We start from the raw sequence: 14,465 nt of genomic DNA, 5'->3' as shown, positions 1-14,465 counted from the left end.
CATATAACGCTTATTTAGTGATACCAATCATAAGCGGGAAATCCGGTATCACCAAGTCGGACATCACCTTTATTGGCACCGAGAAGAGTGACGAGAGAGGACGAACGCCAGGGATCCAAGGCAGCCACCGGAAACCGAAAGGGGCGGCCAACGCCGCCCCCGCTAGATACCTTTGTGCAGATCACCGCCTGGCGATGATCCATACCGCATGCACGATGCCGGGAATGTAGCCCAGCAGGGTCAGCAGGATGTTGACCCAGAAATGCAGGCCGAAGCCGACCTGAAGAAAGACCCCCACCGGGGGCAACAGAATCGCCAGCAGTATACGAATCAGATCCATCGGAGCACTCCTTGTGTCGGTCACTGCGCATCGCCGAGGTCGCGACCACGCTTGCTGTCGTGAAAAAACGTTCAACTCCCCGAACCGGCGGCCGATAGATAAACGACATCCATCGCAACCCCTCGACGCCTGGGAGGTATCTTGTCGTTCCCCACCGAGTATGGCATGTGGATCGCCAGCGCCGCATCACTGATCGGCGCCATCGTGGTCTGGCGCATCGCCAAAGCCAAGGAATAACCCCGACCCGCCCTTTCCCCTGAACCCGACCGGCCGCCCAGTCCTCGCCTGCCGAAGACGCCCGCATGCCGGTCCGGCACTCAATAGAGCCGCAGCCCCACCCGCGTCACCCGGTTGCCATCCATCTCGTTGACGACCCAGTGGATGCCGTGCCAGTCCACGTCGTCACCGACCACCGGATGCCCACCGACGCGCAGCGAGATGAAGTCGGCGAGCGTCATGTCGTGCTCGCCCGGGCTCAGCGTCAGGCCATAGGCCTCGGCGATATCACCCAGGCGTGCATCGCCATTGAAGTTGAAGGCACCGAAGAACGCGCTCTGGCGACGGAGCGTCGCGTCACCATTGAACAGCCGGTTGAGGGCCGGCAGGTCGTCGCTGCGGCCGATCACGCACAGCACGTCCCCACGCTGCAGCTGGGTGCTGCCCTTGGGGTGGACCATCACGCCATCGCGGAACAGGGCGGCGATGATCGCCCCCGAAGGGAAGCGCAGCAGCCGGATCGGCACCTCCTCGAGGTCGGTGCTCTCCACGTGATAGACGAACATCTCGAAGTCGTTGTCGTGCTGGATCCCCAGCGGCCCGCGCCGTTTCGGCGTCACGCTGGGCGGCAGTTCGACCCTGAGCGTCTTCGCCACCCATGGCAGCGAGCCGCCCTGGATCAGCAGCGACAGCAGCACCACCGCGAAGGCGACGTTGAAGTAGAGCGCGGCATTCTCGACGCCACCGATGACCGGGAAGATCGCCAGCACGATCGGCACCGCACCGCGCAGCCCGACCCAGGCGATGAAGCCGACCTCACGCCAACGGAAGCGGAAGAAGGGCTTGATGGCGATCACCACTGCCAGCGGGCGAGCAACGAAGATCAGCGCCAGCGCCACGACCGCGGCCGGCAGTGCATAGACCATCATCTCGCTGGGATTGACCAGCAGGCCCAGTACCAGGAACAGGCCGATCTGGCTGAGCCAGGCCAGGCCATCGTGAACCGGCAGAATGAAGTTGAGATGGCGCCCGGGTCGATTGCCGATCATCAGGCCGGTCAGGTAGATGGCCAGAAAGCCGCTGCCGCCCAGCGCGCTGGTCGCACCGAACACGCAGAAGCCCAGCGCCAGCGCCAGCAGCGAATAGAGCCCCGGCGCCAGATCCACCCAGCTGATGAGACGCGCGATCAGCCAGCCGGCGCCCAGCCCCAGCGCGATGCCGACGCCGAACTGCTGCAGGAAGAACAGCGCGGTATCGAGCCAGCCGCCGATCTCGCCGACCAGAACCTCCACCAGCATCAGGGTCAGGAAGATCGCCATCGGATCGTTGGTACCGGACTCGATCTCCAGCGTCGCCCCGACCCGCTCGTTGAGGTTGATGCCGCGCCCGCCGAGCATCGAGAACACCGCTGCGGCGTCGGTGGAACCGACGATGGCCCCCACCAGCAGGCCCTGGACCAGGCTCAGCCCGAACACCCACATGGCGATCAGACCGACCAGCGCGCTGGTCACGAACACCCCGAGGGTCGCCAGCGACAGCGCCGGCCGGAAGCCGACCCGGAAGGTCTTGAGTCGGGTGCGCAGCCCGCCGTCGAGCAGGATCATCGCCAGCGCCAGGTGCCCGATCAGGAACGCCAGCGGGTAGTCGTCGAACTGGATGCCGAGCACGCCCTCCTCGCCCGCCAGCATGCCGAGACCGAGGAAGAGCAACAGCAGGGGAACGCCGACCAGGGTCGAGAGCCGGCTGGCCAGCACGCTCAGCGCGATCAGGAAGCCGCTGAGCAGAAAGAGGGTATTGATCGTATCCATGGCATCCTGCCCCAGAAGGTCATCCAAGTATCTCATGGCGCGCCGGTGGTCGCGACGATGGCGCCACGTTGACCGCCACGCTGGTCAGGCGGGACCGGACGCCGATAGACTAGCCGCGATCATCCCCTTGCCCGAGCGCCTCATCGCAGCGCCCGGGCATCGCTGGAGCCGCTCACATGCTGTCATTCATCCGCTGCCCGGCGCGCCCCCGCACCTGGGCCACCCTGACCCTGGCGCTCGGCCTGCCGGCATTACCCGCGCTCGGCCATGCCGCCCCGGAAGCGCCCGAAGGCGGCTACCCGCCGCTCGGCACCGAGGTCATGGTCCCCGACCTGGGGCGGAACACGCCATCGGAGGCCACCGAGGATCCGCTGGCGGCCTTCGAGGGGCGTTCCGGCGGCCCCGCCGTGGACACGCCCACACGCCCCATCGCGCCGGCCGTGGCGGTGGGGCCCGTCGAGCCCATCGCGCCACCACCGGTCACGCGGCTCTCGCTGATGCTCGACTGGTATCCCAGTCCGCGCCACGCGGCGCTGTTCGTGGCCCGAGAACTCGACCTGTTCAGTGAACGCGGTCTCGAGGTGGAGATCCGCACGCCCGCCGACCCCAACGTGCCCGCCAAGCTGCTGGCGACCTCCCGCGTGGACCTGGCCCTGACCCGCCAGCCGCTGCTGCACCTGCTGGTCGACCAGGGCCAGCCGGTGGTCCGCGTGGCGACCCTGGTCGGCCTGCCGCTCGCGTCGCTGGTCCTCGACGATGCCATCGCCCTCGAGTCGCTGGCCGGCAAGCGCATCGGCCACGTCGCCCCGGACGCCGAGCAGGTACTGCTGGCCAGTCTGCTGACGCACCAGGCCCTCACCCGCGACGCCCTGGACAGCCCCGACCTGCATTTCCGGCTGGAGCAGGCCATGCGCGAGGGGCGCGTGGACGGGGTGATCGGCGCGGTGCGCTACCTGCTGCCCCGCGCCCTGGCCGACGACGGCCTGGCGACACGCACCTACACCACCGAAGACATCGGCGTGCCGCGCTATGACGGCCTGATCCTGATGGCCAACCGCGATGAGCTCGCCACGCAGCGCAAGGCCATCGTCCAGCTGGTGGAGGCCCTGGAGGAAGCCACGGCCTGGATCGTCGAGCACCCCAGTGCCAGCTGGGAGCTGCTCGCCGAGGCCGAGCCGGCCATCGATACCCCGGCCAACCGGGCGGCCTGGCCCGAGGCCATGCGCCGACTGACCCTCACGCCCGCGGCGCTTCACGAACGCCGCTATGCCGACTTCGAGCGCTTCCTCAACCAGCGACATCTGGTGTCGGAGACCACGCCGGTCGAGCGCCTGGCCATCGACCCCAACCGTTGACGCCGACGCCTGTCCCGGCGCGGCTCAGTCCGCCTGGCGTGCCAGAAAGTCGTTGACCACGGCCTGGAACGCCTCGGGCTGCTCGGCATGCAGCCAGTGGCCGGCCTCCAGGGTCTCGAGCTCGACGGTCGGCAGCACCTCGCGCAGCGCCGGCAGCATGGCATCGGTCACGTAGGGCGAACGACTGCCGCGCACCAACAGGGTCGGGCCCTCGAAGGCGCCCTCGCCGTCCGGTTCGCCGCTGATCGACGCGTAGTCCTCGGCGATCTGATCCAGCCCGACACGCACCGTCATGCCATCCTCGCCGCGCACCAGGTTGGTGGCCAGGAACAGTCGCGTGGCACGCTCGTCGATATGGTCCGCCATCAGCGCGTCGGCCTGGCGGCGATCGGCGGGCCGCTCGTCGCGCACGCGCCGCAGCGCGCCGAGCTCCCTGTCGTGGCCGTGCCCGTAGGCCTGGGGCGCAACGTCGGCAACGACCAGCGAGGCCAGCCGCTCGGGCGCCAGCCGCGCCAGGGTGATCGCCACCTTGCCGCCCATGGAATGCCCCAGCACGTGCGCCTTGGCCACGTTCAGCTCATCCAGCAGCGCCAGCACGTCGCGGGCCATGTCGGCGTAGCCCATGCCGGACGCATGGGGCGAGCGGCCGTGGTTGCGCAGGTCCACCGCGATCACCCGGCGCTGCTCCTGCCACTTCTTGATGTGCGAGCGCCAGTTGTCGGCGCTGCCCAGCAGGCCGTGGATCACCACCAGCGGCGTGCCGTCGCCGCCGGTGTCGATATGATGGAGAGCGAGAGTCATCGTGAACTCCTTGTCGGGTTAGCGGAACTGCTCGGGCGCCAGATCGCGGTCGCCGGTCAGCGTCACCAGGCGACGCGTCAGCCAGCCCAGCAGCACGCCGTAGAGCGGCAGGAAGAAGGCCAGGCTGATGCCCAGCTTGATGCCGTAGTCCACCCAGGCGATCTCCGGCCAGTGAGTGGCCATGAAGGCATCGGGGCCGCGGTGGAAGGCGATCGAGAAGAAGGCGAAGGTATCGGCCAGGTTGCCGAACAGCGTCGACAGCGCCGGCGCCACCCACCAGGCCTTGAGCCGGCGCAGGCGGTCGAAGACCGTGACGTCGAGCAGCTGCCCCAGCACATAGGCCATGAAGCTGGCCAGGGCGATGCGCGCCACGAACAGGTTCCAGTCGCCCAGCGCCTCAAGCCCGGCGAAGCCACCGCGCGGAAATACCACCGAGACGACATAGGAGATCACCAGTGCCGGGAACATCACCCGCAGGATGATGGCCCGAGCCGGCTCCTTGCCGAACAGCCGCACGGTCAGGTCGGTGGCCAGGAAGATGAAGGGAAAGCTGAAGGCGCCCCAGGTGGTATGCAGCCCGAACAGGCTGAAGGGCAGCTGGACCAGATAGTTGCTGGCGGTGATGACGAGGATGTGAAAGGCGACCAGCCACGCGAGGCAACGGCGGGTCTGGGCGGCGGTAAGCGCGAACATCGAGCACCTTTTTGGCGGGAGGGGTGAGGGAACCCTCGTCGAATGACAGCCGGCACCCCGGCGAACGAGCGCGAATTATACGCGCCCGCCTGCCGGGGGCCAAACCCGCCTCAGGCAAACCGCGCCCTACTGCTGGCGTGCCCGTTCGGCGCTGCCCAGCGAACGCGCGACCATCGCCTCGTGTACGTCATTCAGGCTGGCCGGATCGTCGATGGTCGACGGCACCCCGAAGGCCTCGCCGTCGGCGATATGGCGCAACAGCTTGCGCAGGATCTTGCCGGAGCGGGTCTTGGGCAGGCGGTCGACCACCAGCACCTGCTTGAGACAGGCCACCGGGCCGATCATCTCGCGCACCCGCGCGACCAGCTCACGCTCCAGGGTCGCCTCGTCGCCGTCGAAACCGTCCTTGGGAATCACCAGCCCTACCGGCACCTGCCCCTTCAAGGCATCGTGGATGCCGATCACCGTGCACTCGGCCACCGCCGGATGTCCGCCCACCACCTCTTCCATCTCACCGGTGGAAAGCCGGTGGCCGGCCACGTTGATGACGTCATCGGTGCGCCCCATGATGAACAGGTAGCCGTCCTCGTCGAGATAGCCCGCGTCGCCGGTCAGGTAGTAGCCCGGAAAGGCCGCCATGTAGGCCGCCTGGAAGCGCTCTGGATCGCGCCAGATACCGGACAGGCAGCCCGGCGGCAACGGCTGCTTGATCATCACGCTGCCCTGCTCCAGCGACGGCGCGTCGTGGCCGCTGCGATCGAGGATGCGTACGTCGAAGCCCGGCACCGGCACCGTGGCCGAGCCCGCCTTGGCCGGCATCGGCTCCACCCCCAGCAGATTGGCGGCGATGGGCCAGCCGGTTTCGGTCTGCCACCAGTGATCGACCACCGGCACGTCCAGCATCCCCTTCAGCCAGTGGAAGGTCGGCGGGTCCAGCCGCTCCCCGGCCAGGAACAACGCCTTGAGACACGAGATGTCGTGGTCCTTCAGGTGCAGCCCCTCTGGGTCCTCCTTCTTGATCGCCCGGAAGGCGGTCGGCGCGGTGAAGAAGGCCTTGACCCGATACTCGGCGATCAGCCGCCAGAAGGCCCCGACATCCGGGGTCCGCACCGGCTTGCCCTCATACACGACGGTGGTACAGCCGCGCAGCAACGGCCCGTAGACGATATAGGAGTGCCCCACGACCCAGCCCACGTCCGAGGCCGAGAAGAACACCTCGCCCGGCGCCATGTCGTAGACCGCCTCCATGGAATAGTGCAGCGCCACGCCATAGCCGCCGGTGTCGCGCACCACACCCTTGGGCTTGCCGGTGGTGCCGGAGGTATACAGCACGTAAAGCGGATCGGTGGCCTTCACCGACACGCAGTCGGCCGGCGCCGCCGCGGCCTCCAGCGTCGCCCAGTCATGCTCGCCCTCGCCGAGTTCGGCCAGGCACTGCTCGCGCTGCAGGATCACGCAGGCCTCGGGCCGGTGGGCGCTCTGTTCCAGCGCCGCCCGCACGATCGGCGGGTAGGGCAGCACCCGGTCGACTTCGATGCCGCAGGACGCGGCCACCACCACCTTGGGCTCGGCGTCCTCGATACGCACCGCCAGCTCGTGGGGCGCGAAGCCGCCGAAGACCACCGAGTGAACCGCTCCCAACCGCGCGCAGGCCAGCATGGCGATCGGCGCCTCCGGCACCATCGGCAGATAGATGACCACCCGGTCGCCCTGCTCGACACCGAGATCACGCAGCGCCCCGGCGAAACGCGCCACCCGGTCACGCAGCTCGGCATAGCTGAGGCGAAGCTTGCCCCCGCTGACCGGCGAGTCCCACAGCAGCGCGGCCTGCTCGCCTCGCCCCTGCTCGATGTGGTGATCGAGGGCCGCGTGGCACAGGTTGAGCTCGCCGTCGGCGTACCAGCGGGCGTGGCCCTGTTCGTCGTACTCGAGGATGCGCGTGGGCGGGGCAACCCAGGGCAGGCGCTCGGCCTGCTCGGCCCAGAAGGCCTCGGGGTGCTGGATGGAACGCTGGAATTCGCTGCGATAGCTGGACATGGAGGCCTGCCTGTTCGATGAATGTCACCATGATTGTTGACACACTAGAACAGAAGAGGCCCACAGACCCTCATACCAAGGGCGAAATTCGACAAATGGACGATACTAGCCATCTAGTTGTCGACAAACAGCGTCGTCAGGCGTGACAACAGGGTCGCGGTGCCGACCCTGAACTATAATTGAGCAATGACTGAATCAGGAAAGATGTGACGGATCACGACACCGTCCAGAAGCTTGCCAACCGGGCAGGGACGACCACCATCGGCTGCATCGGCAGCATGAGGGGTGAGACATCATGAGCACTTCGCAACGTCAGGCCGCACGCCTGCTGCACGACGGGGATGACGTCATCGATCAGGCCAGCGCCCTGCTCAAGGCGATGGCCAACGACAACCGGCTGCGAATCCTGTGCCTGCTGGACGGACAGGAGCTGTCGGTCACCGAACTCAACCACCAGCTGGCGCTTAGCCAGTCCGCCCTTTCCCAGCATCTGGCCATCCTGCGACGCGAGCACCTGGTCAGTACCCGGCGCGCGTCGCAGACCATCTACTATTCGCTCAACGGCGATCGGGCGAGAACCCTGCTGTCGGCCCTCGCCCAGATGGAGCTGGGCGGCGACTGAGCCGCTCAGCGCTTCTGCCAGCCCCGCGCCTCCAGGCCCTCGACAACCCGCTCGATCCCGCATTCCACGCCGTGCGACACCGCCAGCCCCAGTCGTCCGGCCAGCGACTGACGACGCTCCAGGCGCAGCGATACCACCCGCGCCTCATTCATGCGCTCGACGAGATAGGCCTCGCTGGTGCCGATCTCGTCGGCCAGTCCCCGGGGCAGCGCCTGCTGCCCGTACCAGCTCTCGCCGGTGGCCACCGCCTCGATGTCCAGGTCGGGGCGGCGTTCGGCGACGTAGTGCTTGAACAGCCCGTGCACGTTCTCGAGATCTTCCAGGAACTTCTCGCGCCCTTCTTCGGTATTCTCGCCGAACACCGTCAGGGTGCGCTTGTAGCGACCCGCGGTCAGCACCTCCACGTCGACGTCATGGCGCTTGAGCAGGCGATGCAGGTTGGGCACCTGAGCGACCACGCCGATCGAGCCCAGCACCGCGAAGGGCGCGACCCGCAACCGGTCGGCGCAGCAGGCCATCAGGTAGCCACCGCTGGCCGCCACCTTGTCGACGCACACGGTGGTGGAAAGCCCCGCCTGGCGCAGCCGATCCAGCTCGGCAGCGGCGAGACCATAGGCATGCACCAGCCCGCCGGGCGACTCGAGGCGCACCACGACCTCGTCCTGCTCGCCGGCCACGTCCAGCACCGCCGAAACTTCCTCGGCGAAGCGCCCGGTGGCGCTGGCCTTCAGGTCGCCATGGAAATCCAGCACCCAGACCGTGCCGGCGGCCTCGGTGGCCTCGCCCTTCTGCTTGCCGCGCGCCTTGTCGTCGCGCCGAAAGGCCTTCTGCAGCCGCTTGCGCGCGCCGGGCTCGCTGGCGGCCAGCTGCAACCGGCGACGGCGGCGATCGCCGTTGAGCTCCTCGACCCGCAGCCGGGCCTGCTCGCCCTCACCGCCGCGGGCACGCATCACCACCATCACGCCCAGGGTCACGATGACCACCAACGCCACCAGCTGGGCCAGGAACATGCCGAAATCCGTCAGCCACTCGTTCACCGTGTCTCTCCTTCGTGGGGTCAATCCTTCGCGGCGTCGTTCGCCCGAGGCAGGGCTACCATCCTGCCCAGCCGCGGGCCCGGCCACAAGCCGGCCGACTTGATGGCACCGGCGCTTTTCCCTACTCTCGCGGATCGATCCTTCACCGTCTCCGGAGACCCCCGATGTCCGACAGCACCCTCGACAAGCTCCATGCCCGCTTCGATCCCGAGGCCGCCCGCGGCATGGACGAGGTCTTCCAGTTCCACTTCAGCGACGCCGGCGACTATCACCTGGTGGTGCAGGACGGCGAGCTGGACGTTCAGGAAGGCGTACACGAGGAGCCGTCGGTCAGCCTGAGCCTGAGTACCGAGACCCTCAAGGGCGTGATGAGCGGCGAGATCAGTGGCATGAGCGCCGTGATGAGCGGCCGGCTCAAGGCCACCGGCAACGTCATGCTGGCCACCAAGCTTGGCAGCCTGTTTCCCCGCCGCGGCTGATTTGCCCTGACGATCGGTATCCCGACCGGGGTCAGACTCTTCGGCCGATTATCCCGACCGGGGTCAGACCCTTCAGCGGGCTTAGGATCGGAGATCCTAAGCCCGCTGAAGGGTCTGACCCCAAGTGGCCCCGAGTGACCAAGTGCCTTACCTGGCCCCCACCTCGGCCAGGTGCGTCTCGATCAGCGCCCGCGAGATCGAATAGGGCGGCGGCAGCTGGGGCAGCCGGCGCGGCGAGAACCAGGCGGCATCGCTGATCTCGTGGCCGTCGATGCGAATGCGCCGGCTGGCCGCCTCGGCGAAGTAGCCGAGCATCAGCGAGTGCGGGAAAGGCCAGGCCTGGCTCTGGAAGTAGCGCAGCCGCCCCACCGTCAATCCCACCTCCTCGAACACCTCACGGCGCACCGCCTCCTCGGCGGACTCCCCCGGCTCGATGAAGCCGGCCAGCGTCGAGTAGCGCCCCGGCGGAAAACGCGGACTGCGGGCCAGCAGCAGCGACTCGCCGTGCGTCACCAGGGTGATGATGCACGGCGAGATACGCGGATAGTTGCGATGGCCGCAGCGTTCACAGTGCATAGCGAACTCGTGATCGAGCCGCGAGGCCGGCGCCCCACAGCTGCCGCAGAAACGGTGATGGCGCAGCCAGGCACCGACCTGCAACGCCGTGGACACCAGCGCGAACCAGGATTCCGGTAGTCGCGCCAGCCACTCCCGGCCCTCGATCCAGTCATCGCCAGGAGCGTCTTCCACCGACAGGGCCACCGGCGCGTCATGCCACCAGCACAGGGGCTGCATGGCCGGGGCCCAGGGCTGCCAGGACTGCAAGGGCCCTCCGTCGCCGGCCGGAGCGATGCGGCCCTGGGCCAGGCGAATCACCCGCCCGGCGGTTTCCTCATGGGGCAGTTCGCGACGCAGCATCAGGACGTCTCCCGGCCGGGCCAGCCCTCCAGCGTGTCCCAACGGCACTCGCCGCCGGCCTCGCGCACGGTCGCCAGCTTGTCGCGATGGGCCTGCCATTCGGCCTCGTCCGGTGCCTGCACCTTGAGCGTGCCCGGCGTCAGCGAGACCCGGCGCACGTTCAGCCCGCCGCTGGCCGCGGACTCATTGCCCTCACCGGCGCTGGCATCCAGCGACAGCGCCGTCTGGCCGCCGGTCATCGCCAGGTAGACGTCGGCCAGGATCTCGGCATCGAGCAGGGCGCCGTGAAGGACCCGGTGGCCGTTCTCGATGTCGTAGCGCTTGCACAGGGCATCGAGATTGTTGCGCTGGCCCGGGTGCTTGTCCCGGGCCATCTGCAGGGTGTCGAGGATGCGGCAGTGATCGGCCACCGGGCCCAGACGAGGCTCGCCGCGGTCCTGGTTCAGCATGCCCAGCTCATGGTCGATGAAGCCCACGTCGAAAGGCGCGTTGTGGATCACCAGCTCCGCCCCCTCGATGAAGGCCCAGAACTCGTCGGCGATCTCGGCGAACAGCGGCTCGTCGGCGACCCGCTCGTCGGTGATGCCATGCACCGCCACCGCCTCGGCGTCGATGGTTCGCTGCGGATTGATGAACTGGTGATAGGTGTTGCCGGTCAGCCGGCGATTGACCATCTCCACGGCGCCGATCTCGATCAGGCGATGGCCGTCACGGGGGTCGATGCCGGTGGTCTCGGTATCCAGGATGATCTGGCGCATGGGGCGTTACCTGTGGTGATCGGCGGTATTGATGCGTGAATCAGGCCTTGGCCTGCATCTCGTCGATGGCCTCGTTGGCCAGGCTGTCGGCGCGCTCGTTGCCGGGATGTCCGCTGTGGCCCTTGACCCAATGCCACTCGACGCGATGCCGTTGCGCCTCTTCGTGGAGGGCCCGCCACAGCTCGGCGTTCTTGACCGGCTGCTTGGAGGCGGTCTTCCAGCCGCGCTTGATCCAGCCGTGAATCCACTCGGTGATGCCGCGACGCAGGTATTCGGAGTCGGTCCACAGCTCGACACGGCACGGCCGGGTCAGCGCCTTCAGCGCCATGATGGCGGCCATCAGTTCCATGCGGTTGTTGGTGGTCTTCTGCTCGGCGCCCTTGAGCGGCTTCTCGTGGGGGCCACTGCACAGCAGCGCGCCCCAGCCACCCGGCCCCGGATTGCCGCGGCAGGCGCCGTCGGTATAGATCGTCACTTCGGGCAACGCCCCTGATGGTGGTTGGTCTGTCACCCTCGATCACCTTCGTCGGTGGCGGACCGGCCAGACACATTGCCCAGCGCCGAGCCGGCCAGCGGCGTCGGAAAGACCACCCTGCCGCGCCCGGGCTGGACCAGCTGGGACCGGCGCCGCGCATGAATCATGTAGCTGTCGCCCAACGGCAGGTTGTGCCGGCGCCCGAGCGTCTCGAGCCGGGCATTGCGGGCCAGGCCGCCGGGCAGGCGAAAGCCGCAGTAGTCTACCCGCTGGGCCTCGAAATCGACAAACGCCAGCCAGTCGGCAAGACGCCCCGGCGTGCGCCAGCGGCCGCGCCCGGGCAGCTGGCGGCGTCGGGCCGGTCGGCAGCGCCGCCAGCCGCTCGGGCCGAAGGGGTGCCAGCCGAACAGGATCAGGTGACCGTCGTCGGCGGTGACGCGAGCCGCTTCCTGGAGCAGGTGGTGGGGGTCGGGGGCGATCTCGAGCAGGTGATGCACCACCACCAGGCTCAGACAACCATCGGGTAGCGGCAGCGCGTCCAGGGGACACACCAGGGTGGATTCGTGCGAGGCCAGCTCAGGTGTCGGCGCCCAGCACAGCGCGTGACGCACCGGACACATGTCGGCCAGGCTCGGCGCCAGCCCGAGTTCCAGCCCGTGGGCCCCGAACCAGCGCTCGCACAACGGCCCCAGACAGGCGCGCTGGGCCTGCCACACGGCCTGGCCCGGAGGGCTCGCCCAAAAACGGCGCCCCTCTCGCACCAGTCGCGCCAGGCTCATCGCATCCTGCGAATTTGACATGATCCGTTCATCTCTCCAGAGTACTCGATTTTGCAAAGATCCGATTCAAGGCGCCACCGGCCCGGTTGATACCGGCCCCGGCGCGAGGACCCCGAGCCCATGTTGAGCGTGACACCGATTCCCGCCTTTCGCGACAACTATATCTGGATGCTGCGGCAGGACACGAGCCCCGAGGTCTGCGTGGTGGATCCCGGTGACGCCACCCCGGTGATCGAGACCCTGGAACGCGAGGGCCTGACCCTGGGCAGCATTCTCGTCACCCATCATCACGCGGATCACGTCGGCGGCCTGCCCGAGCTGATCCAGCGCTATTCGCCGCGGGTGATCGGCCCGCACAACCCCGCCATCGAAGGCATCGACGAGCGCGTCGGCGCCGGCGACGAGGTGCGGGTGATCGGACGCCTGTTCGAGGTCCTCGAGGTTCCGGGCCACACCCTGGATCATATCGCGTTCTTCACCGCCGGCATTCCGCCGCTGCTGTTCTGCGGCGACACCCTGTTCAGTGCCGGCTGCGGACGTCTGTTCGAAGGAACCCCCGAACAGATGCATGCCTCGCTGGCGCGCCTCACCGCGCTGCCCGAGGACACCCTGGTCTTCGCGGCCCACGAGTACACCCTGGCGAACCTCGCCTTCGCCAAGGCCGCCGACCCGGACAACCCCGACATCGACGCCGCCGAGCAGGAGTGCCGGCGGGCCCGGGAGCTCGAGCGCCCCACCCTGCCCAGCACCATCGGGCGGGAACGGCGCATCAACCCTTTCCTGCGCTGCGAGGACGCCGGCGTGCGTCGGGCGGCCGCCCCCCAGGGCGACACCGCCGACGCCGTGACCACCTTCGCCACGCTGCGCGCCTGGAAAGACGACTTCTGAGACCCACCCGGCAACTCGCGTTGCCCGCCTGATTCACGGACGGCAACGCCCGCCCCGGAGGCCCCTGAATGACCTATCACACATCGCGCCGGCGACTCCTCGGATTCGCCAGCACGATCGCCATGACCGGCGCCCTGATCGCCGGCGCCTACACCAAGGCATCGACCCTGCCCGCCGGACAGCTGGGCGCCGACACCCCGAGCTTCGCCCCGGTGCATCGCGGCGAGCCGGAAGGCCAGCGCACCTTCTGGAGCCACCTGCAACTGCAGCCGGCCGACGCCTGGTCGCGCCTGCGCGACACCTTCCAGTGGCAGGATCAGTGGCAGAGCGGCGCCGGCCACGCCCGCGTTCAGCACTGGATCGACGAATACAGCGCCAAGCCGCACAACGTCGCCGAGATCGCCGAGCGCGCCCGCCCCTGGCTGGCGTGGATCCTCGAGCGGGTCGAGGACCGTGGCCTGCCCGGCGAGATCGCCCTGGTGCCCTTCGTCGAGAGCTCCTTCGACCCCGAGGCGCGCAGCCACTTCGGCGCCGCCGGCCTGTGGCAGATCATGCCGCGCACGGGCGATGCCTTGGGCCTGAACCGCTCGCGCGGCTGGGACGGCCGCCTGGACGTGGTGCGCTCGACCCAGGCCGCCCTGGACTACATCGAGTACCAGGCCGACCAGTGGTACGAGGGCGACATCGAGCTCTCGCTGGCCGCCTACAACGCCGGCGCCGGCACCGTGAACCGTGCCCAACGACGCGCCCTGGCCCAGGGCAAGCAGGGCGACTACTGGGATCTCGACCTGCCCAACGAGACCATGGACTATGTACCCAAGCTGCTGGCCATCGCCGCCATCGTCGGCGAACCGGAGCGCTACGGCGTGACGCTGCCCGATATCGAGGGCACGCCGGCCTTCGAGCGCGTGCCGGTGACGCGCACCGTGCGCCTCGGCGAGGCCGCGAAGCTGGCCGACGTGCCGACCGGCGAGCTGGCGGCCCTCAACCCCGGCCTGCGCGGCGACACCGCCCGCCCCGGCCAGGTCAGCGAGCTGCTGGTGCCCGCCGACCGGGCCGAACCGCTGCTGGTCGCCCTGGAGCGCACCGCCCCGAGCGCTGGCAGCGCTGAAGAGGTCCATGTGGTACAGCGCGGCGACACCCTCTCCGCCATCGCCTCCCGACACGCCGTGGCGGTCGCCGACCTGGCCCGCTGGAACGGCCTCGACAGCCCCAACGCTTTACAACCCGGCCAGCAGCTGACACTTTCCGGTAGATGA

The 14,465-nt window shown here is 68.4% G+C and carries 15 protein-coding genes; 5 read left to right on the top strand and 10 right to left on the bottom strand.

Annotated elements, in window-relative coordinates; genetic code table 11:
• Positions 1-181: 181 nt before the first annotated feature.
• Entirely contained in the window at positions 182-340 is a 159-nt protein-coding gene (locus UN84_RS07580; RefSeq protein ID WP_035593311.1) for a YqaE/Pmp3 family membrane protein, read from the bottom strand.
• A gap of 317 nt (positions 341-657) precedes the next feature.
• Entirely contained in the window at positions 658-2,364 is a 1,707-nt protein-coding gene (locus UN84_RS07575) for a potassium/proton antiporter (RefSeq protein WP_035593314.1), read from the bottom strand.
• A 176-nt stretch (positions 2,365-2,540) separates the two neighbouring features.
• Here UN84_RS07575 and UN84_RS07570 point away from each other — a divergent pair, with 176 nt between their 5' ends.
• Positions 2,541-3,719: an ABC transporter substrate-binding protein gene (locus UN84_RS07570; RefSeq protein ID WP_046078643.1), complete on the top strand. Its 1,179-nt coding sequence runs from the start codon at positions 2,541-2,543 to the stop codon at positions 3,717-3,719.
• A gap of 24 nt (positions 3,720-3,743) precedes the next feature.
• Here UN84_RS07570 and UN84_RS07565 read toward each other — a convergent pair whose 3' ends face one another.
• From UN84_RS07565 to UN84_RS07555, 3 genes are all read right to left on the bottom strand, one after another.
• Entirely contained in the window at positions 3,744-4,520 is a 777-nt protein-coding gene (locus UN84_RS07565) for an alpha/beta fold hydrolase (protein ID WP_046078642.1), read from the bottom strand.
• Between the two features lie 18 nt (positions 4,521-4,538).
• The gene (locus UN84_RS07560) at positions 4,539-5,213 is read right to left on the bottom strand and encodes a 7-cyano-7-deazaguanine/7-aminomethyl-7-deazaguanine transporter (protein ID WP_035593322.1); all 675 of its coding nucleotides are present in this window, start codon (positions 5,211-5,213) and stop codon (positions 4,539-4,541) included.
• 126 nt (positions 5,214-5,339) lie between these two features.
• Positions 5,340-7,250 (bottom strand): propionyl-CoA synthetase, encoded by a 1,911-nt coding sequence (locus UN84_RS07555; protein WP_046078641.1) that lies wholly within the window; start codon positions 7,248-7,250, stop codon positions 5,340-5,342.
• A 295-nt stretch (positions 7,251-7,545) separates the two neighbouring features.
• Here UN84_RS07555 and UN84_RS07550 point away from each other — a divergent pair, with 295 nt between their 5' ends.
• A complete protein-coding gene (locus UN84_RS07550) occupies positions 7,546-7,872 on the top strand; it encodes an ArsR/SmtB family transcription factor (RefSeq protein ID WP_035593326.1) in 327 nt (108 codons plus the stop codon).
• Between the two features lie 5 nt (positions 7,873-7,877).
• On the opposite strand, the gene sohB is transcribed toward UN84_RS07550, so the two are convergent.
• Complete coding sequence (gene sohB, locus UN84_RS07545; protein ID WP_173834983.1) at positions 7,878-8,909, bottom strand: protease SohB; 1,032 nt, start codon at positions 8,907-8,909, stop codon at positions 7,878-7,880.
• A gap of 164 nt (positions 8,910-9,073) precedes the next feature.
• On the opposite strand from sohB, the gene UN84_RS07540 reads away from it, so the two are divergent.
• Entirely contained in the window at positions 9,074-9,388 is a 315-nt protein-coding gene (locus tag UN84_RS07540) for an SCP2 sterol-binding domain-containing protein (RefSeq protein ID WP_046078638.1), read from the top strand.
• 147 nt (positions 9,389-9,535) lie between these two features.
• On the opposite strand, the gene nudC is transcribed toward UN84_RS07540, so the two are convergent.
• Genes nudC through UN84_RS07520 form a run of 4 tightly spaced genes read right to left on the bottom strand, consistent with a single transcriptional unit; the run spans position 9,536 to position 12,339 of the window.
• Positions 9,536-10,306, bottom strand: a complete 771-nt coding sequence (nudC, locus tag UN84_RS07535; protein ID WP_046078637.1) for an NAD(+) diphosphatase — start codon at positions 10,304-10,306, stop codon at positions 9,536-9,538.
• Positions 10,306-11,064 (bottom strand): DNA polymerase III subunit epsilon, encoded by a 759-nt coding sequence (dnaQ, locus tag UN84_RS07530; RefSeq protein WP_046078636.1) that lies wholly within the window; start codon positions 11,062-11,064, stop codon positions 10,306-10,308. The genes nudC and dnaQ overlap by 1 nt, the downstream gene beginning before the upstream one ends.
• 40 nt (positions 11,065-11,104) lie before the next feature.
• The gene (rnhA, locus tag UN84_RS07525; RefSeq protein ID WP_375700486.1) at positions 11,105-11,548 is read right to left on the bottom strand and encodes a ribonuclease HI; all 444 of its coding nucleotides are present in this window, start codon (positions 11,546-11,548) and stop codon (positions 11,105-11,107) included.
• A gap of 23 nt (positions 11,549-11,571) precedes the next feature.
• Positions 11,572-12,339 carry a methyltransferase domain-containing protein gene (locus UN84_RS07520; RefSeq protein ID WP_046078634.1) on the bottom strand — a complete coding sequence of 256 codons (768 nt, stop codon included), beginning with the start codon at positions 12,337-12,339 and terminating at the stop codon, positions 11,572-11,574.
• A gap of 99 nt (positions 12,340-12,438) precedes the next feature.
• On the opposite strand from UN84_RS07520, the gene gloB reads away from it, so the two are divergent.
• Both gloB and UN84_RS07510 read left to right on the top strand, forming a co-directional pair.
• A complete protein-coding gene (gloB, locus tag UN84_RS07515) occupies positions 12,439-13,206 on the top strand; it encodes a hydroxyacylglutathione hydrolase (protein ID WP_046078633.1) in 768 nt (255 codons plus the stop codon).
• 68 nt (positions 13,207-13,274) lie between these two features.
• The gene (locus tag UN84_RS07510) at positions 13,275-14,465 is read left to right on the top strand and encodes a transglycosylase SLT domain-containing protein (RefSeq protein ID WP_107181870.1); all 1,191 of its coding nucleotides are present in this window, start codon (positions 13,275-13,277) and stop codon (positions 14,463-14,465) included.

Source organism: Halomonas sp. HG01 (genome assembly GCF_000968715.2).
GTDB classification, from domain to species: Bacteria; Pseudomonadota; Gammaproteobacteria; order Pseudomonadales; family Halomonadaceae; genus Halomonas; species Halomonas halophila.
This window is presented reverse-complemented; position numbering and strand designations above follow the sequence as displayed.

What these genes read in the sequence shown, in the direction of transcription:
- UN84_RS07580 (WP_035593311.1), bottom strand. Translation starts at nt 340, where the DNA reads ATGGATCTGATTCGTATACTGCTGGCGATTCTGTTGCCCCCGGTGGGG.
- UN84_RS07575 (WP_035593314.1), bottom strand. Translation starts at nt 2,364, where the DNA reads ATGGATACGATCAATACCCTCTTTCTGCTCAGCGGCTTCCTGATCGCG.
- UN84_RS07570 (WP_046078643.1), top strand. Translation starts at nt 2,541, where the DNA reads ATGCTGTCATTCATCCGCTGCCCGGCGCGCCCCCGCACCTGGGCCACC.
- UN84_RS07565 (WP_046078642.1), bottom strand. Translation starts at nt 4,520, where the DNA reads ATGACTCTCGCTCTCCATCATATCGACACCGGCGGCGACGGCACGCCG.
- UN84_RS07560 (WP_035593322.1), bottom strand. Translation starts at nt 5,213, where the DNA reads ATGTTCGCGCTTACCGCCGCCCAGACCCGCCGTTGCCTCGCGTGGCTG.
- UN84_RS07555 (WP_046078641.1), bottom strand. Translation starts at nt 7,250, where the DNA reads ATGTCCAGCTATCGCAGCGAATTCCAGCGTTCCATCCAGCACCCCGAG.
- UN84_RS07550 (WP_035593326.1), top strand. Translation starts at nt 7,546, where the DNA reads ATGAGCACTTCGCAACGTCAGGCCGCACGCCTGCTGCACGACGGGGAT.
- UN84_RS07540 (WP_046078638.1), top strand. Translation starts at nt 9,074, where the DNA reads ATGTCCGACAGCACCCTCGACAAGCTCCATGCCCGCTTCGATCCCGAG.
- nudC (WP_046078637.1), bottom strand. Translation starts at nt 10,306, where the DNA reads ATGCTGCGTCGCGAACTGCCCCATGAGGAAACCGCCGGGCGGGTGATT.
- dnaQ (WP_046078636.1), bottom strand. Translation starts at nt 11,064, where the DNA reads ATGCGCCAGATCATCCTGGATACCGAGACCACCGGCATCGACCCCCGT.
- UN84_RS07520 (WP_046078634.1), bottom strand. Translation starts at nt 12,339, where the DNA reads ATGTCAAATTCGCAGGATGCGATGAGCCTGGCGCGACTGGTGCGAGAG.
- gloB (WP_046078633.1), top strand. Translation starts at nt 12,439, where the DNA reads ATGTTGAGCGTGACACCGATTCCCGCCTTTCGCGACAACTATATCTGG.
- UN84_RS07510 (WP_107181870.1), top strand. Translation starts at nt 13,275, where the DNA reads ATGACCTATCACACATCGCGCCGGCGACTCCTCGGATTCGCCAGCACG.